Below are 19,255 nucleotides of genomic sequence, written 5' to 3'. Positions count from 1 at the left end.
ATGCTCCCCCATTCCCAGGCCTTGTCTCCCGCTATTCTCCCTACAAGAAGTGGCAAAAAATGCTCGTTTGATGAGATTTTTCTTGATTCTGTTCTGCAGAATAGTGCTTATTGCCCATCGGCTGAACCTGAGGGCATATCGACTGTCTGATGGTTTCAGAACTTGAAGCCCGGAGCCACTGCGTTACATGAACAAAGTTAAATCGCTATCACAGCAGAATTTATCGTTATTGTTAGCGATCTATATCGGCATCTTTTTAAACCTTTCCGTTTTCTATCGTCGTTTTGATTCTTTTGCGCACGGCATCCAGGGGATCAAGGTGGTTTCTGCGGTGACAGAAGTCATCGCCATTGTCCTGTTCACCTTCTTTATCATGCGGCTGGTATCCTTGGGGGGCCGGCTGTTTTACCGTATCGTCGCCTCTTTGCTGGTGCTGATCTCCGTTGCAGCCAGTTACTACATGACGTTCTTCAACGTGGTGATTGGCTATGGGATTATCGTTTCGGTGATGACGACCGATATCGATCTCTCTAAAGAGGTGATTGGGCTGAACTTTGTGCTGTGGATGATCGTGGTCAGCGCTTTGCCGTTGCTATGTATCTGGAGCAATAACCTGCGCTACACCCTCATTGAACAGATGAAAACCCCAGGACAGCGCCTTAAGCCACTGTTGATCATGTTGGCGGTGGTCGCACTGGTGTGGTTGCCGCTGCGTACTCTGGACAAAGAACAAAACGCCCAGGAAAAGATCACCAATATCGATCTGCCGAGCTACGGTGGGGTAGTTGCGCACTCTTATCTGCCTTCCAACTGGCTTTCGGCTCTGGGGCTGTTTGCCTACACCCGTTACGATGAAAGCTCGGACGCAGCCAACATGTTCGATCCCAGCAAGAACTTTACCTATGTTGCCCCTGAGGGCATCGATGATACCTATGTGGTGTTTATCATTGGTGAAACGACTCGCTGGGACCATATGGGTATTCTGGGCTATGAGCGTGATACCACGCCTAAGCTGTCGCAGGAGAAAAACCTGGTGGCGTTCCGGGGGGAGTCTTGCGATACCTCCACCAAGCTTTCGTTACGCTGCATGTTTGTGCGTGAGCATGGCACTTCGGATAACCCGCAGCGAACCCTGAAAGAGCAGAATATCTTTGCCGTACTGAAAGCGTTGGGCTTCAGTTCCGAGCTGTTCGCAATGCAGAGCGAGGTGTGGTTCTACAACAATACCGATGTGGATAATTACTCATTCCGTGAAATGATCGCCTCAGAGAAGCGTAACGACGGTAAATCGGTGGACGATATGCTGTTGGTGGATGAGATGAAAGAGTCGCTGGCTCGCCATCCCAATGGCAAGCATCTGGTGATCCTGCATACCAAAGGCTCGCATTACCTCTATTCACAGCGCTACCCGCGTAGCTTTGCTCGTTATCAGCCGGAATGTATGGGCGTAGATGAGTTCTGCTCCAAGGAGCGCTTGATTAACGCCTATGACAACTCGGTGCTGTACACCGATACCTTTATCGACAGCGTCATCGACCAGGTGCGCGATAAGAAGGCTATCGTGTTCTACGCGGCCGACCATGGCGAGTCCATTGGCGAAAACTCGCATCTGCATGGTACGCCGCGTGAAATGGCCCCACCTGAGCAGTTCCGTGTGCCGATGATCGTCTGGGCTTCCGATAAATACCTCGAAGACCCGCAGCATAAGAGTGCGTTTGAGCAGTTGCAGGCTCAACAGCGGGTTGGTCAACCGCACCGCCACGTAGAGCTGTTTGACTCTATCCTCGGCTGCCTGGGTTACACCTCGCCAGACGGTGGTATTGTTGAGAGCAATAACTGGTGCCGCCTCCCGCAGAGCAAAGCGGACGCCAAAGCGCTGTAAACCGAGCCAGAAAGGCCGTATCCGCTCAGATACTGGCCTGTTTGGCGCTTTTAGCGCCACTTGGTATGAGGTGGTGAAAAAGAGATTGACGCGTATACGGCCCAGCAGTAAGATGCGCCCCGCATCGGCGAGTAGCGCAGCTTGGTAGCGCAACTGGTTTGGGACCAGTGGGTCGGAGGTTCGAATCCTCTCTCGCCGACCAATTTCAAAGAAACCTGCTTTTTTAAGCAGGTTTTTTTACGTCTGAAGTTTATGAGGATGAGAACCTCCGCGGAGGTCGAAAAATCTGTCGGGAACAGATTTGCATATCGCGTCTGCGATACCCCGAAGGGGCGAGTATCATGGATGATACGAGTGAATCCTCTCTCGCCGACCACATTCAAGAAAGCCCGCTTTTTCAAGCGGGCTTTTTTACGTCTGGCGTTTATGAGGATGAGAGCGGGCGCAGCATGCAGCGCCCCTACATGGTGAGCCGGAGGAGATTTGTCAGTAGTTTTTTAGGCTGCCTTGCCAATGACAAAATCGAAATGGATTTGGTCGTAGGGGAATATCACCCCGGCTGTACCCTTATCAACGATGCCGCAAGCCAACAACGCCTGAAGATCCGTATGCACAGCTTTAACATCCCGCTCAACGCGACGAGCAACCTCTCTGATTGAGAGTTCCCCGGCCCCGGTCATGCAGTGCAAGATATGCATTTTTTTGGGCGAGAGTGTCTTCCATAACGAATCCCAATCCAGAAAAGTAATGTAACTCCCCTGGTACTGTTTATCGCCTTCCAAGGCGGCTTCCATAGAGCGTTGCGCTTCCTCAAGAGAAGCGACTCGGATGGTGACTGTATTCAACTTTAGTCTCCTCTTAGCTGTGCAACCTCATCGAAGAAACTGCGTATCAGCGCTTTTGGGCTGGTGAAATGGATGGGATGTTGTTTTTCATCCAGATGTTTATGATCGCCTTTGCCTGCCTCGTTGTCATAGCGTAAGCGGCAGATGCCGTCTTTCACATAGGCGAATCGGTACTTATAGTGATGAGCACTGGCTCTGACTGCGGGTTCGACAAACCAAATAACCATCTGCACAAACTCGGTTTCCGTCAGCGCGATCCTGTCCTGAAAGATGAGTTGAGAAGGCAATTTCATCTCCCTCCTGTTGTTCAAAATAACAACACCCTCAGGTGTTGTCAACGATAACAACACTTGGGCATATGACAAAGATGTTGTCCATATCTAGCTAGGTATCAATAGTGTTAGGGCCAGCAGAGCCTGGCAAGAGGGCTAGTTTGATGGTGCGAGTTCTCTCGCAAAGTCGGGGCTAGCAACGAGAAAATGCAGTGAATAGTTCCCCGCCACCTAGGGCTTTGGGGGGCGGCGGGGATAAACCAGTTATTGGGTGCAAAGAAACATTGGGAACCCACGCCCTCTGATTAGAAAAACATCGTCATCGAGCTTATGGAAAGTCATGTAATAGACAGAGGTTCTATTCCGAAGGTCACCCCATGAGTTATCCGGTGTGTTGTCATTAAATTTTTTTACTGTTTTATTATACTCGACCGTATAGGTTCCATTTTTGTCTGTTTCATTATAAATAAAAAAGTTATCATTATCGATGGTGTGTTTTTCCCCCTCTATCTCCATTTTTCCAAAAGCGCTTTGAAATCCTGAGTTATCATCATAAAAGAAAATATTAACTTGTTGAAATATACTGGTTTTTACTGATTTTAAATGCAACTGAATGCTGTAATCACACGAGAATAGTAACTCCCTATCCTTTGTTTTTTTCTCATGGATATAAATGAAAATCGCCAGGGTTAATATGATTATGGCTATTAATAGGATGTTTTTTTTCATGTTAGTCATACCTGATGCTGAAGCATTTTGTTTTTTTGTCATCCTGGGATTTAAGACATGCGCCAATAAAAACATAGTCATCTATTGATTTTAAATCGCTGTAATATATATTGTAGTCCTTGGTTTTACACTCCTCCTTAAAGTTTGCTCGCTCAAGCACATCATCCAGTATTTTATCTCTAATATGTAATAGTGGGTTATCCAATGAGTAAATATGGCATTTCTCAAAAACCTCCACTAAGGAAGGAGTGGACTTTTTCATTTTTATCTCCTTCGACTCCATAATTGAATAATAAAGAATTACAAGCACTGTTATGCAGAATGCAAAAAACAAACTGATTGATTGATTGTATTTTACTGGTTTTAAGTTTTTTTCCTCGCTTTCTTTTTGTGATGCATTTGTTTCTGTGGGTAAAAAATCAATACTACAATTAAATTTGAATCCTACTTTGGGGATGGTAATGATAAATTTCTCCGTGATGCCAAGGCTTGCTATAGCTCTCCTTAACTCACTCACCGCGCTATAAAGGTTGTTGTTTGATGGTGTGAGCCCAAAATCCTCCCAAGTATGTTTCAGCAAGTAATCGCGGCTTAAGTCATTACCTGCGTTTTTTATCAACTCCATTAATAGGCGTGAGGCCTGATTAGACAAAACCAATGAGTTTTGCTCCTCTTGAACCAGTGATAGCTCTTTTAATTTTGGTGAATATTGAATCACCCCATTGATGATGTAAAGCATAAAAAATACCCGTTAAGTATGCGAGAAAGGTTTTTTATAGGTAATTCATACGCCAGTCAAACTATTAAGAATACTCCGTATTTATAGATGGAATACTTAAATCTAGTAATGTTTGTTAACCCTTGGTTTTTTGATAATTAAGTGTGAATAACTCTTACTGTTGGAAATAAAAATCTAAATAATTGCAAATTTTTAATACAAATATCTAATTTTTGTTTTGATGATAGATTTATCCACATCGGCAGGCTTGAGGCTGCTTGTGTTTTACTGGCCTTGCCAAAGACACGAAGAAAGCTGTTTTAGGGGGCTGGCGATAAAACACATGGATCTCGCATCCATTGAAAACTGAAATTTATGGAATTTTCATTTTAAGGATTTTTTGCATGAAACTGAACAAGATCATGATGGTAGCAGTAGTGGCTTTGGGTATGTCTTCTGTGGCACACGCCGCAGTGAAAGACCAGGGGCACGGTAAAATCACCTTTAACGGTTCAATTATTGATGCTCCATGCTCCATCACCCAAAAGTCTGCCGAACAGACGATTGAACTGGGTCAGATTTCTAAAGTTGCCCTTAAGGACGGCGGCAAATCAAGTTCGCATGATTTCACCATTGATCTGGAGAATTGCGAAATCGGTACCGGGCCTGATGCCAAGAACAAAGTGAGCGTGTCCTTCAATGGTAACGTCGGCTCGGTCAAAAACCGTCTGGGTACTGGGCGTGGTGCCAGCATCGTTATTGAAGATGTTAACGGCCCGATTGAGCTGACTAAGGCAACAGCTCTCCAGGAACTGCAAAATGGCGATAATACCCTGAACTTCAGTGCTTACCTGCAGGGTGATGGGGCTTCTGCCGCGGTTACCGAAGGCAAATTCGAGACGGTTGCCAACTTCACTTTAGCCTACCAGTAATCGGCTACGTCATTATAGGCATAATCTGTTTGGGCATGTGGAGGGATCCGCATGCCTTTTTGGAGGACGATAGCGTCAAGGATAGTTTGCCATGTGGAATGTAACCCCTATTATCGCCGTGTTTTCTTACCTATTTATTACGGCATCTTTCTCTTCTTTGGCCGCACATGCTGCCTTGGGATGGGGACGTGTAAATATGCAAGGATCCATTATTGATACTGCCTGTGCTATTGCCGTAGAGAGCCAAGACCAAACCGTTGAGATTGATGCGATCTCTATAGAGGATATTGTTCGTGATGGTCAGGGCCGGGGTAAAAATTTTTTCATTAAATTGAGTGATTGTGAGTTGGAGCGCTTTGGCCGTCAATTACCTGACTGGAAGAATTTTCAGGTGACCTTTGATGGAGATAGCGAAGGGGGGCTATTTACCGTGCAAGGCACGGCATCCGGTGTGGCGCTGAAAATTAGTGATCTTGGTGGCAATATTGCCCGGCCGGGCAAACCCTTGCCATTGGAAACGATTAATCCTCAGAACATGGTGTTGAGTTATGCCGTAAATCTGGTGGCCAATAACCATGTTTTAAAGTCCGGTGAATACGTCTCTTCCATTCGTTTTAAATTGGATTATTTCTAAACGCTATTAAGACATTGCCACAGGAATAAGGCATTAATAAAAAGGTTAGGGATATGGGATTGTCACCTGTAGAGAAGCTGACACGTCTTCAGGCACTCAGCGTCTGTATTTCTTTGGCGTTGAGCACGGCGTCGACCGTGGTGTACGCCGCCGAGGATATTCAGTTCAATACGGATGTACTGGATGTGCATGACCGCAAAAATATCGATCTGAGCCACTTCTCCCGCGGCGGTTACATCATGCCGGGTACCTACGGCATGTCCGTACATATCAATAAAAACGATCTGTCGGAACAAGCGATATCGTTTTACCCACCGGAAGGGGATCCGAATGACAGCCGGGCCTGTGTCGGTAAAGCTTTGGTGGCGCAGTTAGGGTTGAAAGAGGGCGCGGCCAAGGATTTGCGCTGGTGGCATCAGGGGGAGTGTCTGGATGAATCCAGTCTGAAAGGTATGGAAGTGCGTGGCGATTTATCCACCTCAACCCTGTATCTGAATATCCCTCAGGCCTATCTGGAGTATACCGCCGATAACTGGGATCCGCCGTCACGCTGGGAAGAGGGGCTACCAGGTCTCTTGCTGGATTATAACCTCAATACGCAGACGCAAAGGCAGCTTAAGCAAGGGACGAGCAGCTACAGCCTGAGCGGTAATGGTATTGCCGGGGCCAACCTGGGGTCCTGGCGTTTACGGGCAGACTGGCAGACTAACCTTACTCATCAGGCGGGGTCTGGCCGCCCTACGAACAGGCAGTTCGACTGGAGCCGTTATTACGCCTACCGCGCCATTTCGGCATTGCGCTCGAAGTTGACGATGGGGGAGAACTACCTGGATTCAGGCCTGTTCGACAGCTTTCGTTTTAGCGGCGTAAGCCTGGTGTCGGATGACAACATGCTGCCGCCAAACCTGCGGGGTTACGCGCCAGAAGTGGTTGGGGTCGCCAGAACCAATGCCAAGGTCACTATCCGTCAGCAGGAGCGAGTCCTGTACGAAACCCAGGTGGCTGCGGGGCCATTCCGTATCCAGGATGTCAACGATGCGGTAACCGGAGAGCTGAACGTGCGGGTGGAAGAGCAGGACGGCAGCGTGCAGGAGTTTGTTCTGAACACCGCCAGTATCCCATATCTGACGCGCCCGGGGGCAATACGGTTCAAATTGGCGGCCGGCAAACCGTCGGGCTGGCAACACCGTTTGCGTGGTCCTCTGTTTGGTACCGGGGAGTTTTCCTGGGGGGTGAGTAATGGTTGGTCGCTGTATGGCGGAGCACTGGCTGGCGGGGATTATAACGCACTGTCGGTAGGCATCGGTCGTGACTTAATGGCATTCGGGGCATTGTCGTTTGATGCAACCCAATCAAGGGCGCGTCTGCCTCAACAAGGCGGTACGTTCAGTGGTGGATCTTACCGCCTGAGCTATTCGAAGAGCTTTGACGAGTACGACAGCCAGATTGCCTTTGCCGGCTACCGCTTCTCTGAGCAGGACTTTATGAGCATGAGTGAGTACCTGGACGCGCGTGACTATGGCCAACGTACCCGCAACGGCAAGGAGATGTACACCATCACCTTCAACAAGCAGTTCCGTGAATGGGGGCTGAGCAGCTATCTCAACTACAACCACGAAACCTATTGGGATCGGCCTGCTAACGATAGGTACAGCCTGTCGCTATCGCGTTATTTCGATATTGGCAAGCTGCGTAACGTCAGCCTGTCACTCACGGCGTATCGCAATCAATACAATGGTTCCAATGATGATGGCGCCTATTTATCGCTGTCACTGCCGTGGGGCAACGGCTCGACGTTGAGTTACAACACGACGGTGAGCCGCGATGAGTCCACGCATCGGGTGGGATATTACGAGCGGCTGGATGAACACAATAACTACCAATTGAATATGGGTGCTTCGCGCAGTGGGGCCTCCCTTAGCGGCTACTACAACCGTGAGGGGGATATTGCCCGCATGAGTGCCAATGCCAGTTATCAGCAGGATAACTTCAGCGCTTTCGGCATGACGATGCAGGGCGGGATGACAATGACGGCCGAGGGCGGTGCGCTACACCGCGCCGGGAGGCAGGGAGGGACACGGATGCTGATTGACACCAACGGCGTGGCGGGTGTGCCGGTGCGCGGCTATGGCAGCACCAGCCGGACCAACCTCTGGGGTAAGGCGGTGATAGGCGATGTGAATAGTTACTACCGCAACAAGGCCAGCATCGACCTGAACCAACTGGGTGATAACGCGGAAGCGACGACGTCGGTGGTACAGGCAACGCTGACCGAAGGGGCGATTGGCTATCGTCGGTTTGATGTGATTGCTGGCGAAAAAGCGATGGTGATACTCAAACTGGCTGATGGGAGCGAACCGCCGTTTGGGGCCACGGTGATGAACGCACGGCGGCAAGAAACCGGGATAGTCAACGATGGCGGCAGCGTCTACCTGAGTGGTATCAACGCCGGGGAAAGCATGACGGTGCACTGGGGCGGGGAGCTACAGTGCGAGGTGCAGATGCCTGCCCTGCTGCCTGCCGATATGTTGATGAACACCTTGCTACTGCCTTGCCGCCTGGTCAGTTCGTCAGCAGATTAAGGGGCGTTCCCCTTGTAACCTTTTAACAAGGCCGCTAAGGCTGGGAAACAGATAATGCAAAGTAAGCAAACGATGAAACGGTCTCTTGGCCTTACGCTCAAGAGTGCTGTCCTCTTGGGGACACTGGTCACACAGCAGGCCCAGGCGGCTATCGCGCTGGATCGCACGCGGGTGATTTTTGACGGCGGCCAGAAGTCGGTGAGCCTGAATGTCAGTAACCAGAACAAGCAGTTGCCGTATCTGGCGCAGGGCTGGATTGAGGATGAGCAGGGCAACAAAATCCAGAGCCCACTCACGGTGCTGCCGCCGGTGCAACGTATCGAGCCAGGCAAGCCGAGCCAGGTAAAGATCCAGGCGCTGCCAGCGGCCAAGTTGCTGGCACAGGACAAGGAAACCCTTTACTACTTCAACCTGCGTGAAATCCCGCCGAAGAGCAGCAAAGCGAACACGTTGCAGATTGCGCTGCAGACGCGCATCAAGCTGTTCTACCGCCCGGCGGGAATTACGATGGACACAAACGCCGCGCCGCCGCAGGAACAGATGACGCTGAGCAAACAGGGTGAAAAGTATATGGTCAACAACCCTACGCCGTATTACGTCACGATCGTGGATGCCAACAGCAAAAAAGCCGGGGCCGGGGTAAAAGGCTTCGAGCCAATGATGGTGCCGCCAAAGAGCAGCCTGCCGTTGACGGTGAGCGCGGCGGCGGTGGGCAACAGCCCGGTACTGACCTACGTCAACGACTACGGTGGCCGGCCGCAGCTGAGTTTTAGCTGTAACGGCAGCAGTTGCACCGTGGTACCAGAGAAGAAAGGCGGTTGAGTTGCGCTCTTACCATCATGATGGGCAGGAGGAGAGACGGGAGGGGACATGAATGGAAAGGGCAAGAACAACGAGTGCCAACGCCGTCACCTCTGAACGTACGCCAGCCGCTTTGGTAACGGGCAGTAACTTGGCAGTGGTGGATTTTCATCTGAGTGATGACTGATGGAGCGAGTCATGGATAACAGGAGCTTTGTGCGTTGGAATAGGCTCGTTGGTCTTAGTGGTTTGCTGATGGCTATGCCGCTGATGCTCTGCGCGACGACCAGTACGGTGACGATTAAGGTGACGGTGTTGGCACCTCCCTCCTGCACCATTAACGATAACCGACCCATTGAGGTGGAATTCGGTGACGTGATGACGACCAGGGTGGACGGCGATCACTACCGTATGCCGGTGAATTATACGCTGGGCTGTAAGGATGCTACTTCCAATGCGATGAAACTGCAGTTACAGGGAAGTGGGGCCAGCTTTGACGGCACGGTGCTGAAAACCACCAAGACGGGGCTGGGGATCAAGCTGCAACGGGGTAGCAATAAACTGGCAATCAACAGCTGGCTGAACTTCACCTACCCTAACCAACCGGAACTATGGGCCATTCCGGTCAAGCAGAGTGGGGCTACCTTGACGGGTGGCGAATTCACGGCGGGTGCGACGATGAAAGTGGATTACCAGTAACGGGAGCAGAGTATGAGCATAACGATAAGAGCCCTGTTACTGACCTGCGGCCTGATGGGCGTTGTCGTTACGGCACAGGCGAAGGATAACGGGGCTGACATGACGTTCCACGGCACGCTGATAACACCGCCGCCGTGCACCATCAACGACGACAACCGGATAGAGGTAAACTTCGGCGAACGGGTGGGTATCAACAAGGTGGATGGAGTGAACTACCGCCAGATGATGAACTACCAGATAACCTGCCTGGAGGCTGCCATTGGTAACGGGGCGCTGACGCTGAGTCTGAGCGGCAGTGTGGCGGGGTTCGATAGTGAGGCGCTGCTGACGGACAAGGCGAACCTGGGCATCCGGGTCTACCAGAATGACCAGCCGTTTACGCCAAACAGCACGCTGAAGATAGATTTGGCTAACCCACCGCGTCTGGAGGCGGTGCCGGTGAAGAATGCGAGGGCCACCTTGACGGAAGGAGCATTTGAGTCCTGGGCAACGCTACGAGCCGACTACCAATAAGGAGCCCGAAATGGAACGCAAGACAGGCCGTTATTTTGACCGTGCCGTAGTGGGGATGGGGTTAGTTCTCTTGCTTGCCGCGCTGACGGCCAACCCGACGTTGGCGGCCGGGGAAAAAAACGTACGTCTGTACGGTGCCTTGGTGACGGAGCCGTGCGTGATACTGCCGGGTGACGAAGATATCCAGCTGGATTTTGGTACGGTTATCGACAAGTATCTGTACCTGAACACGCGTACGCTGGGGCAGTCGTTCGAGATACACCTGGTGGAATGTGACCTGACGCTGGGCAAGACGGTGAGAGTGACCTTTACCGGCACCGAAAACAGCGCCTTGCCGGGACTGCTGGCTATCGACGGCAGCAGTGAGGCCATGGGGATAGCGATAGGGTTGGAGACAGCGCAGGCCAAACCGCTGCCGCTTAATAAGGCCAGTGGGAAATACACGTTGCAGGCCGGCAGCAATATCATTGCTCTGAAGGCCTATGTACAAGGGGAACCCAAAGCGATCGCGAATAAAACCATTGAGCGCGGCCTCTTCAGCGCCTCTGCTACCTTTAGACTCGATTATGAATAACGTGGTGTCAGAGCCACCAATAGAGAATAGTTGGGGCTGCTATTCCTCTAATACGCTGTCAGGGGCGGCATGTGGCTAAAAAACGATGGCGCGGACTTCTCTACGTGCGGTACTAAAACAGGTTGAATTATGAATATTTCAGTGACCCGGTTTTTTATGTTTTTTATACTTTCTTTTATCTTACCTTACTCAGTGAGTTCTTATAGTTCTGCTATGATACACGGAGGGAAAATAACATGGAAAGACGTGAATGGATATGTGTTTGTCATAACCAATACGATCAATGTTATAAACGTGGAGCCCGGATTGCCTTGCGCAGGAGGAGGATGTCAAATAAGGCTCTATTCCATTAAGGACGACCTAATCCTTGCCAAACTTCCTGCTAGTGCTACCTTGGATGAAGTGCGAAATGCGCTCAGAGTGCAGGGCCAAACCATGCTTGAGACTGGCCCTAGTCTTTGCCTAACCATCATTACTCAGAAATACCTGCAAGACTACCCCAGAGGCTGCAACCAAAACCCTGATGCTGGTTTACCGCCAGAGAAGCCAGATCCGCCGGTTACACCACCATTAACCTGCTATATCGGTAGCGGTACCATAAATCATCTAGTGGCCAGTACTAAGGTCAACCTAGATAGAGCCGAGACAGAGGTCTCTGTTAACTGTACCGGATCTACCAACGTGCGGGTACAAGCTTTAAATTACTACCCCAATAATGGTGGTGTGACACTTAAAGGCCCTGACACGCTTAAGTCGCTTATTTCTATTGACGGAATATCTGCTGAACAGGGGGTCTTGAAGCGTGTGGACACCTACAGAATATTTACCGTTCGCTCTGAATTACGGAGCGCAGCTAAGGAAATTGTTGGGGGGGAATATAGTGGCTCGCTGATTATTGCTGTAACTACGGAATGATGGTGTGTTTATTGATTTATGTTATTAACAATGGCTATGAAGAATCAGAGCATTATTTAACAGAGTGTTGAGGCAGCTTCATAAATTGTATAAATGTTACCAGGGTAAACACCGCAGATATTAGTGAGATATAGGGGCGTGCAAGCAGAATAATTCCGATAGGGAGCCATACACCTGCTCTGGGTAGATGCTGATTTTCAGCAAAACACCATGCCGAAATACCCAATATTATGTCTCAAATTATAAGGAAGTAAAATGAAGCCACGTATTGTTATCGCTATCCAGGATAGCAACCGTTATTTCGCACAGGGTATCCAGCATATTTTGCAGGAGTATTTTCTGGCGAAAGGCTATACGTGGCGTTTTGTACCGGTGACGCCAGGGATAGCGATCGACCTGATGGTCTGTGCCAAACCCTTTGGCGGGGCGGCGAGGCTCAATGCTTGCAGGGAAAATCCGGGGGAGCGGCTAATCGGGACGATTTTTATCCGGGATACGGCGGCTGAGAATGTAAGAAACCGGCCTCAAGGCGCGGTATTAAGCCGCCAGGCAAGGCCTGATGCCGTGCTGCGCTTGGTCGAGGAAATGTTTGAACAGGCAAGTCAGTCGTCTTTGATCGCCAATTCGAAAAGAGCATGTCGCAGTTTGCACCTGACCCCACGCGAGCGTGAGGTTCTGCAAGGGATCTCATGGGAATTAACCCCTGAGAAGATCGCCAACAAACTCTCACTTAGCGTCAAAACCGTCAGCACCCATAAACTCACGGCGATGCGCAAGCTGGGTTTCAGGCGCAACAGTGAATTGTATGACTGGCTACGCAATGGCGGCCTGGAATTTAACCCGCGGACTCTATTTTGACGATAACTCAAACCGGCAACAGTGGCGTCTGGAGGGGGAAAACCTGGTGGCAAACCCCCTACGCACCGCCCCTCAACCCAGCTCCCCCTTTCGGGGAGTGCTCCAGCATTTCCTCCTGTCTTTTACCGGGATCACAAAGATAACCGCTCAGATATTCATCATTCAGCAATAATCTTTTTTGGTTTTTTATTGGAGGTTAATGCTGGATTGGTCATGAACATTGGTTCATGACGCCAAGATTTAACCCATAGCACAAGTTTTAATGCTGTAAATGTTGCTGAAAGGTTTTTTTTATGTTTGCTTGCTGTTTCTCACAGTCTAGGTAAATCCCTACTGGTTATATTGACGGCACCCCAAACAGTTGGCAATTTGGTACCCTCAGGGATAAGAGTGAGAGGTGTATGAGTGAAATTCACTCGCTCAAACGCCCTGCCGTGATGCGTTCCATCCGGCATTCTCGCGCTTTTTATTCCTCCTGCCTTCGGGCACTGACCGCACAGGCCGCGTAACAAAAAATATTAGGCTCTGGCGGTAATACACACACCACATCACATACGGAGCACTAGCGATGACAAGTTCCTTGGGTAAATCAGGGATTCTGAAATTCGGTATCGGCCTGATTGCGCTGACCGTTGCGGCAAGCGTGCAGGCAAAGACGCTGGTTTACTGTTCTGAGGGTTCTCCTGAAGGGTTCAACCCGCAGTTGTTCACCTCCGGCACCACCTATGATGCCAGCTCAGTGCCAATCTATAACCGTCTGGTTGAGTTCAAACTGGGCACCACCGAACTGGAACCCGGCCTGGCAGAGAAGTGGGACGTCAGCGAAGACGGTAAAACCTATACCTTCCACCTGCGCAAAGGCGTGAAGTGGCAGGACAGCAAAGATTTCAAACCTACCCGTGAACTGAATGCCGACGACGTGGTGTTCTCCTTCATGCGTCAGCTTGATCCAAACCACCCTTACCACAAGGTTTCTGGCGGCAGCTATGAATACTTCCAGGGTATGGGCATGCAGGATCTGATCAGCAAAGTCGAGAAAGTAGACGACAACACCGTTCGCTTTACGCTGACCCGTCCAGAAGCGCCATTCCTGGCTGACCTGGGCATGGACTTCGCTTCCATCCTGTCTGCTGAATATGCCGACAAGATGATGAAAGCCGGTACGCCAGAGAAAGTGGACCTGAACCCAGTGGGTACCGGGCCGTTCCAACTGCTGCAGTACCAGAAAGACTCTAAAATCCTCTACAAGGCCTTTGACGGTTTCTGGGGCACCAAGCCGAAGATCGATCGCCTGGTGTTCTCCATCACGCCAGATGCCTCTGTGCGTTACGCCAAGCTGCAGAAAAACGAGTGCCAGGTCATGCCGTACCCGAACCCGGCAGACATCGCTCGTATGAAGCAGGACAAAACCATCAACCTGATGGAACAGCCTGGCCTGAACGTCGGCTACCTGTCGTTCAACACCGAGAAGAAGCCGCTGGATAACGTGAAGGTGCGTCAGGCACTGACCATGGCGGTGAACAAGCAGGCCATCGTGGATGCGGTGTATCAGGGGGCGGGTCAACCTGCCAAGAACCTGATCCCACCAACCATGTGGGGCTATAACGACGAGGTCAAAGACTACGCTTACGATCCGGTCAAGGCCAAAGAGCTGCTGAAAGAAGCAGGCATGCCAGATGGCTTCTCCATCGATCTGTGGGCGATGCCGGTACAACGTCCGTATAATCCGAACGCACGTCGTATGGCTGAGATGATCCAGTCCGACTGGGCGAAGATTGGCGTCAATGCCAAGATCGTCACCTACGAGTGGGGCGAATACCTCAAGCGTGCCAAAGACGGTGAGCATCAGACCGTGATGATGGGTTGGACCGGTGACAATGGGGATCCAGACAACTTCTTCGCCACGCTGTTCAGCTGTGCGGCCGCCAAAGATGGTTCCAACTATTCCCGTTGGTGCTACAAGCCGTTTGAGGATCTGATCCAACCGGCCCGTGCCGAAGCGGACCACGACAAACGCGTCGCACTCTACAAGCAGGCTCAGGTAGTCATGCACGATCAGGCTCCGGCGCTGATTGTTGCCCACTCCACCGTTTACGAGCCAGTGCGTAAAGAAGTGAAGGGCTATGTGGTCGACCCGCTTGGTAAACATCACTTTGAGAACGTTTCTCTGGACTAAGCCTACCAAGGCGGGTTGAAGGACTGGGATACTTAATCTGCAGGGGCGCAATACGTTGCGCCCCTGCATTCCCGTCCCCAGAAGAATGTCGTGAAGCGTGTGAGTTTTAATAAGCCTGGCGGACGATGAGCTGCCGGGCACTTTATACAGAGAGTTCGGGATATGTTGCAGTTCATACTCCGACGTTTGGGGTTAGTTATCCCAACGTTTATCGGCATAACGTTGCTGACTTTTGCATTCGTCCATATGATCCCCGGCGATCCGGTGACCATTATGGCCGGGGAACGCGGGATCTCCGCAGAGCGCCATGCACAACTCATGGCAGAGATGGGGCTGGATAAACCGCTCTATCAACAATACTTCCATTACGTCACCAACGTGCTGCATGGCGATTTGGGGACGTCCCTCAAAAGCCGCATCTCCGTGTGGGAAGAGTTTGTGCCGCGCTTTAAGGCTACCCTGGAACTGGGCCTGTGCGCGATGCTCTTCGCGGTGATTGTCGGTATCCCGGTGGGGGTGCTGGCGGCCGTCAGGCGAGGTTCGGTGTTTGATCATACCGCCGTGGGTATCTCCCTGACCGGTTATTCAATGCCGATCTTCTGGTGGGGCATGATGCTGATCATGCTGGTTTCGGTACAGCTCAACCTCACGCCCGTATCGGGGCGAATAAGCGATACGGTCTTCCTCGATGACAGCCTGCCGCTAACCGGCTTTATGCTGATCGACACCCTCATCTGGGGTGAGCCGGGTGATTTCATCGACGCCGTGATGCATATGATCCTGCCCGCCATCGTATTGGGCACCATCCCGCTGGCGGTTATCGTGCGTATGACCCGCTCCTCCATGCTGGAAGTGCTGGGTGAAGATTATATCCGTACCGCGCGCGCCAAGGGTGTGAGCCGTATGCGGGTGATCGTGGTGCATGCGTTGCGTAACGCCTTGCTGCCGGTGGTGACGGTGATCGGCCTACAGGTCGGTACTCTGCTGGCCGGGGCGATCCTGACCGAAACCATCTTCTCCTGGCCGGGGCTTGGCCGCTGGCTGATGGATGCGTTGCAACGCCGTGATTACCCGGTTGTTCAGGGCGGCGTATTGCTGGTCGCCTGTATGATTATTCTGGTTAACCTGCTGGTAGACGTGCTCTACGGCGTGGTCAACCCGCGTATTCGCCACAAGAAATAAGGGGCGCTCTGATGTCTCAAATTACCGAGTCTGTAGTGAAAGGTGCGCCGAAGCCAATGACCCCGTTCCAGGAGTTTTGGCACTATTTCAAGCGCAACAAAGGGGCCGTGGTTGGCCTGGCTTATATCGTTATCATGCTGGTGGTTGCCGTGGGGGCCGGGTTCCTGGCTCCACATGCGCCTGCCGAACAGTTCCGTGATGCCCTGCTTAGGCCCCCGGTCTGGGAGACTGGCGGAAGCTGGAAGTTTATTCTGGGTACCGACGATGTCGGCCGTGATGTGTTGTCGCGCCTGATGTACGGTGCCAGGCTCTCGCTGTTGGTAGGCTGCCTGGTGGTGGTGCTTTCGCTGGTGATGGGCGTGGTATTCGGCCTGTTGGCCGGTTATTTCGGCGGCGTAGTCGATGCCATCATCATGCGCGTGGTCGATATCATGCTGGCACTGCCAAGCCTGCTGTTGGCGTTGGTGCTGGTGGCGGTGTTTGGGCCCTCGATCGTTAACGCCTCGCTGGCGCTGACCTTCGTTGCTTTGCCGCACTATGTTCGCTTGACTCGTGCTGCGGTGCTGGTGGAAGTAAACCGCGATTACGTTACTGCTTCCCGCGTGGCGGGTGCTGGCGCGGCGCGTCAGATGTTCGTCAATATCTTGCCAAACTGCCTGGCACCGCTGATCGTGCAGGCTTCTCTCGGTTTCTCGAACGCCATTCTGGATATGGCCGCTCTCGGCTTCCTGGGTATGGGTGCGCAACCGCCAACGCCGGAGTGGGGCACCATGCTCTCTGACGTACTGCAGTTCGCGCAAAGTGCCTGGTGGGTTGTGACCTTCCCAGGGGTGGCAATTCTGCTGACGGTTTTGGCCTTTAACCTGATGGGGGACGGCTTGCGTGATGCTCTCGACCCCAAACTCAAGCAGTAACAGAGGAAGAGAGAATGGCGTTATTAAATGTAGACAAGCTTTCGGTGCACTTCGGTGACGAAGGTGCGCCGTTCCGCGCGGTAGACCGAATCAGCTACAGCGTAGAACAGGGGCAGGTGGTTGGCATCGTCGGCGAATCCGGCTCCGGTAAATCCGTCAGTTCGCTGGCGATCATGGGGTTGATCGATTTCCCTGGCAAGGTGATGGCTGACAAGCTGGAGTTCAACGGCCAGGACCTGCGGAAAATCTCGGAGAAAGAGCGCCGCCAGCTGGTGGGCTCCGAAGTAGCGATGATCTTCCAGGATCCGATGACCAGCCTGAACCCGTGCTATACCGTCGGTTTCCAGATTATGGAAGCGCTGAAGGTGCATCAGGGCGGTAACCGCCGCACCCGTCGCCAACGCGCTATCGATCTGCTCAATCAGGTGGGCATTCCCGATCCGGCCTCGCGGCTGGACGTTTACCCTCATCAGCTTTCCGGCGGGATGAGCCAGCGTGTGATGATCGCTATGGCGATCGCCTGCCGGCCCAAGCTGCTGATTGCGGATGAACCGACGACCGCGCTCGACGTGACCATCCAGGCTCAGATCATTGAGCTGCTGCTCGAGCTGCAACAGCGCGAAAATATGGCGCTGCTGCTGATCACCCACGATCTGGCGCTGGTGGCGGAAGCGGCACACCACATCATCGTGATGTATGCCGGGCAGGTAGTGGAATCCGGCAAGGCGGTAGAAATTTTCCGTTCGCCGCGCCACCCGTACACCCAGGCGCTGCTGCGCGCATTGCCAGAGTTTGCTACCGACAAGGCGCGTTTAGCTTCGTTGCCTGGCGTGGTGCCGGGTAAGTACGATCGGCCACAAGGCTGCTTGCTGAACCCGCGTTGCCCGTATGCAACCCAACACTGTCGCGAAGAAGAGCCGGAACTGCGCAGCATTCCCGGCCGTCAGGTTAAATGTCACACACCGCTGGATGATGCGGGGAGGCCGACCGTATGAGCCAGAATCACCCTTTATTGCAGGCCATTGACCTGAAAAAACACTACCCGGTCAAGAAGGGGCTGTTTGCCCCGGAACGGCTGGTAAAAGCGCTGGACGGGGTTTCCTTTACCCTTGAACGCGGTAAAACCCTGGCGGTGGTTGGGGAGTCTGGCTGTGGCAAGTCCACGCTGGGCCGCCTGCTGACCATGATCGAAATCCCTACCGGTGGTGAGCTGTACTATCAGGGGCAAGATCTGCTTAAGCCGGATGTGACGGCAGAGAAGCTGCGCCGCCAGAAGATCCAGATCGTGTTCCAGAATCCTTACGGATCGCTTAACCCCCGTAAGAAGGTGGGGCAGATCCTTGAGGAGCCGTTGCTGATCAACACCTCGTTGAGCAGCGCAGAACGGCGTGAGAAAGCGCTGGAGATGATGGCGAAGGTCGGCCTGAAAACCGAACATTATGACCGTTACCCGCATATGTTCTCCGGCGGCCAGCGGCAGCGTATCGCCATTGCGCGTGGGCTGATGCTCAACCCGGACGTGGTGATTGCCGATGAGCCAGTTTCTGCGCTGGACGTGTCCGTGCGTGCGCAGGTGCTGAACCTGATGATGGACCTGCAACAGGATCTGGGGCTGTCTTACGTGTTCATCTCCCACGATCTGTCGGTGGTGGAGCACATCGCTGATGAAGTGATGGTGATGTACCTCGGCCGCTGCGTGGAGAAGGGCAGTAAAGACGCCATCTTCAATAACCCGCGCCATCCGTACACTCAGGCACTGCTTTCTGCTACGCCGCGCCTGAACCCGGATATGCGCCGGGAGCGCATTAAGTTGACCGGTGAACTGCCAAGCCCAATGAACCCACCACCGGGCTGTGCATTCAACGCCCGTTGCCGCCGTGCCTTTGGCACCTGCACCCAGCTGCAACCGCAGCTCAAGCAGTATGGCGATCAGATGGTGGCCTGCTTTGCCGTTGACCAGGATGAAGCCGCAGGGTCTTGATATTTCCTCACCGGGCTCGCAACGTAGATACTCTGCATGCTGCGCCCG

19 protein-coding genes and 1 tRNA gene are annotated in these 19,255 nt (G+C 52.3%); 16 read left to right on the top strand and 4 right to left on the bottom strand.

Annotated elements, in window-relative coordinates; genetic code table 11:
* Window positions 1–187: 187 nt before the first annotated feature.
* Window positions 188–1,882: a kdo(2)-lipid A phosphoethanolamine 7''-transferase gene (eptB, locus tag JHD74_RS02685; RefSeq protein ID WP_024527770.1), complete on the top strand. Its 1,695-nt coding sequence runs from the start codon at window positions 188–190 to the stop codon at window positions 1,880–1,882.
* A 125-nt stretch (window positions 1,883–2,007) separates the two neighbouring features.
* Window positions 2,008–2,084 (top strand) — tRNA-Pro (locus tag JHD74_RS02680).
* 295 nt (window positions 2,085–2,379) lie between these two features.
* Here the strand turns inward: JHD74_RS02680 and JHD74_RS02675 are convergent.
* The 4 genes from JHD74_RS02675 to JHD74_RS02660 form a co-directional block, all read right to left on the bottom strand.
* On the bottom strand, window positions 2,380–2,727 hold the full coding sequence (locus JHD74_RS02675) for a glycosyl transferase family 1 (protein ID WP_024484222.1): 348 nt from the start codon (window positions 2,725–2,727) through the stop codon (window positions 2,380–2,382).
* A 2-nt stretch (window positions 2,728–2,729) separates the two neighbouring features.
* Complete coding sequence (locus JHD74_RS02670) at window positions 2,730–3,020, bottom strand: DUF6516 family protein (RefSeq protein ID WP_233169418.1); 291 nt, start codon at window positions 3,018–3,020, stop codon at window positions 2,730–2,732.
* A gap of 243 nt (window positions 3,021–3,263) precedes the next feature.
* Complete coding sequence (locus JHD74_RS02665; protein ID WP_199061574.1) at window positions 3,264–3,728, bottom strand: hypothetical protein; 465 nt, start codon at window positions 3,726–3,728, stop codon at window positions 3,264–3,266.
* 1 nt (window position 3,729) lies between these two features.
* The gene (locus tag JHD74_RS02660) at window positions 3,730–4,467 is read right to left on the bottom strand and encodes a winged helix-turn-helix domain-containing protein (RefSeq protein ID WP_199061572.1); all 738 of its coding nucleotides are present in this window, start codon (window positions 4,465–4,467) and stop codon (window positions 3,730–3,732) included.
* A gap of 383 nt (window positions 4,468–4,850) precedes the next feature.
* On the opposite strand from JHD74_RS02660, the gene JHD74_RS02655 reads away from it, so the two are divergent.
* The 14 genes from JHD74_RS02655 to dppF all read left to right on the top strand — a co-directional run bounded on the left by JHD74_RS02655 (window position 4,851) and on the right by dppF (window position 19,207).
* Window positions 4,851–5,378: a fimbrial protein gene (locus tag JHD74_RS02655; protein ID WP_024527774.1), complete on the top strand. Its 528-nt coding sequence runs from the start codon at window positions 4,851–4,853 to the stop codon at window positions 5,376–5,378.
* Window positions 5,379–5,469: 91 nt separating this feature from the next.
* On the top strand, window positions 5,470–6,012 hold the full coding sequence (locus tag JHD74_RS02650; RefSeq protein ID WP_024527775.1) for a fimbrial protein: 543 nt from the start codon (window positions 5,470–5,472) through the stop codon (window positions 6,010–6,012).
* Window positions 6,013–6,065: 53 nt separating this feature from the next.
* The gene (locus JHD74_RS02645) at window positions 6,066–8,594 is read left to right on the top strand and encodes an outer membrane usher protein (RefSeq protein ID WP_199061570.1); all 2,529 of its coding nucleotides are present in this window, start codon (window positions 6,066–6,068) and stop codon (window positions 8,592–8,594) included.
* A 72-nt stretch (window positions 8,595–8,666) separates the two neighbouring features.
* A complete protein-coding gene (locus tag JHD74_RS02640) occupies window positions 8,667–9,416 on the top strand; it encodes a fimbria/pilus periplasmic chaperone (protein ID WP_199061629.1) in 750 nt (249 codons plus the stop codon).
* A gap of 177 nt (window positions 9,417–9,593) precedes the next feature.
* Window positions 9,594–10,094 (top strand): fimbrial protein, encoded by a 501-nt coding sequence (locus JHD74_RS02635; RefSeq protein WP_199061568.1) that lies wholly within the window; start codon window positions 9,594–9,596, stop codon window positions 10,092–10,094.
* 12 nt (window positions 10,095–10,106) lie between these two features.
* Window positions 10,107–10,607, top strand: a complete 501-nt coding sequence (locus JHD74_RS02630) for a fimbrial protein (protein ID WP_024527779.1) — start codon at window positions 10,107–10,109, stop codon at window positions 10,605–10,607.
* Between the two features lie 10 nt (window positions 10,608–10,617).
* Complete coding sequence (locus JHD74_RS02625; RefSeq protein WP_199061566.1) at window positions 10,618–11,181, top strand: fimbrial protein; 564 nt, start codon at window positions 10,618–10,620, stop codon at window positions 11,179–11,181.
* 129 nt (window positions 11,182–11,310) lie between these two features.
* Window positions 11,311–12,096 (top strand): hypothetical protein, encoded by a 786-nt coding sequence (locus JHD74_RS02620; protein WP_199061564.1) that lies wholly within the window; start codon window positions 11,311–11,313, stop codon window positions 12,094–12,096.
* Window positions 12,097–12,351: 255 nt separating this feature from the next.
* The gene (locus JHD74_RS02615; RefSeq protein WP_199061562.1) at window positions 12,352–12,954 is read left to right on the top strand and encodes a helix-turn-helix transcriptional regulator; all 603 of its coding nucleotides are present in this window, start codon (window positions 12,352–12,354) and stop codon (window positions 12,952–12,954) included.
* A gap of 568 nt (window positions 12,955–13,522) precedes the next feature.
* Window positions 13,523–15,130, top strand: coding sequence for a dipeptide ABC transporter periplasmic-binding protein DppA (gene dppA, locus JHD74_RS02610; protein WP_024527785.1), 1,608 nt, complete (start codon window positions 13,523–13,525; stop codon window positions 15,128–15,130).
* Window positions 15,131–15,292: 162 nt separating this feature from the next.
* On the top strand, window positions 15,293–16,312 hold the full coding sequence (dppB, locus tag JHD74_RS02605) for a dipeptide ABC transporter permease DppB (RefSeq protein WP_024527786.1): 1,020 nt from the start codon (window positions 15,293–15,295) through the stop codon (window positions 16,310–16,312).
* A gap of 11 nt (window positions 16,313–16,323) precedes the next feature.
* Window positions 16,324–17,226, top strand: a complete 903-nt coding sequence (gene dppC, locus JHD74_RS02600; RefSeq protein ID WP_074030054.1) for a dipeptide ABC transporter permease DppC — start codon at window positions 16,324–16,326, stop codon at window positions 17,224–17,226.
* A 14-nt stretch (window positions 17,227–17,240) separates the two neighbouring features.
* Window positions 17,241–18,221, top strand: a complete 981-nt coding sequence (gene dppD / locus JHD74_RS02595) for a dipeptide ABC transporter ATP-binding protein (protein ID WP_021181581.1) — start codon at window positions 17,241–17,243, stop codon at window positions 18,219–18,221.
* Window positions 18,218–19,207 carry a dipeptide ABC transporter ATP-binding subunit DppF gene (gene dppF / locus JHD74_RS02590; protein ID WP_021181580.1) on the top strand — a complete coding sequence of 330 codons (990 nt, stop codon included), beginning with the start codon at window positions 18,218–18,220 and terminating at the stop codon, window positions 19,205–19,207. Before dppD ends, dppF begins: the two co-directional genes overlap by 4 nt.
* Window positions 19,208–19,255: the final 48 nt, after the last annotated feature.

Origin of the sequence: Serratia sp. ASV30 (assembly GCF_016428815.1) — a bacterium.
GTDB classification, from domain to species: domain Bacteria; phylum Pseudomonadota; class Gammaproteobacteria; order Enterobacterales; family Enterobacteriaceae; genus Chania; species Chania fonticola_C.
Note: the sequence above shows the minus strand (reverse complement) of the source record. Positions and strands in the feature narration are given on the sequence as shown.

Bases quoted from the DNA above. Each gene is read 5' to 3' on its own strand.
- eptB (WP_024527770.1), top strand. From the start codon at position 188: ATGAACAAAGTTAAATCGCTATCACAGCAGAATTTATCGTTATTGTTA.
- JHD74_RS02670 (WP_233169418.1), bottom strand. From the start codon at position 3,020: ATGAAATTGCCTTCTCAACTCATCTTTCAGGACAGGATCGCGCTGACG.
- JHD74_RS02665 (WP_199061574.1), bottom strand. From the start codon at position 3,728: ATGAAAAAAAACATCCTATTAATAGCCATAATCATATTAACCCTGGCG.
- JHD74_RS02660 (WP_199061572.1), bottom strand. From the start codon at position 4,467: ATGCTTTACATCATCAATGGGGTGATTCAATATTCACCAAAATTAAAA.
- JHD74_RS02655 (WP_024527774.1), top strand. From the start codon at position 4,851: ATGAAACTGAACAAGATCATGATGGTAGCAGTAGTGGCTTTGGGTATG.
- JHD74_RS02650 (WP_024527775.1), top strand. From the start codon at position 5,470: ATGTGGAATGTAACCCCTATTATCGCCGTGTTTTCTTACCTATTTATT.
- JHD74_RS02645 (WP_199061570.1), top strand. From the start codon at position 6,066: ATGGGATTGTCACCTGTAGAGAAGCTGACACGTCTTCAGGCACTCAGC.
- JHD74_RS02640 (WP_199061629.1), top strand. From the start codon at position 8,667: ATGAAACGGTCTCTTGGCCTTACGCTCAAGAGTGCTGTCCTCTTGGGG.
- JHD74_RS02635 (WP_199061568.1), top strand. From the start codon at position 9,594: ATGGATAACAGGAGCTTTGTGCGTTGGAATAGGCTCGTTGGTCTTAGT.
- JHD74_RS02630 (WP_024527779.1), top strand. From the start codon at position 10,107: ATGAGCATAACGATAAGAGCCCTGTTACTGACCTGCGGCCTGATGGGC.
- JHD74_RS02625 (WP_199061566.1), top strand. From the start codon at position 10,618: ATGGAACGCAAGACAGGCCGTTATTTTGACCGTGCCGTAGTGGGGATG.
- JHD74_RS02620 (WP_199061564.1), top strand. From the start codon at position 11,311: ATGAATATTTCAGTGACCCGGTTTTTTATGTTTTTTATACTTTCTTTT.
- JHD74_RS02615 (WP_199061562.1), top strand. From the start codon at position 12,352: ATGAAGCCACGTATTGTTATCGCTATCCAGGATAGCAACCGTTATTTC.
- dppA (WP_024527785.1), top strand. From the start codon at position 13,523: ATGACAAGTTCCTTGGGTAAATCAGGGATTCTGAAATTCGGTATCGGC.
- dppB (WP_024527786.1), top strand. From the start codon at position 15,293: ATGTTGCAGTTCATACTCCGACGTTTGGGGTTAGTTATCCCAACGTTT.
- dppC (WP_074030054.1), top strand. From the start codon at position 16,324: ATGTCTCAAATTACCGAGTCTGTAGTGAAAGGTGCGCCGAAGCCAATG.
- dppD (WP_021181581.1), top strand. From the start codon at position 17,241: ATGGCGTTATTAAATGTAGACAAGCTTTCGGTGCACTTCGGTGACGAA.
- dppF (WP_021181580.1), top strand. From the start codon at position 18,218: ATGAGCCAGAATCACCCTTTATTGCAGGCCATTGACCTGAAAAAACAC.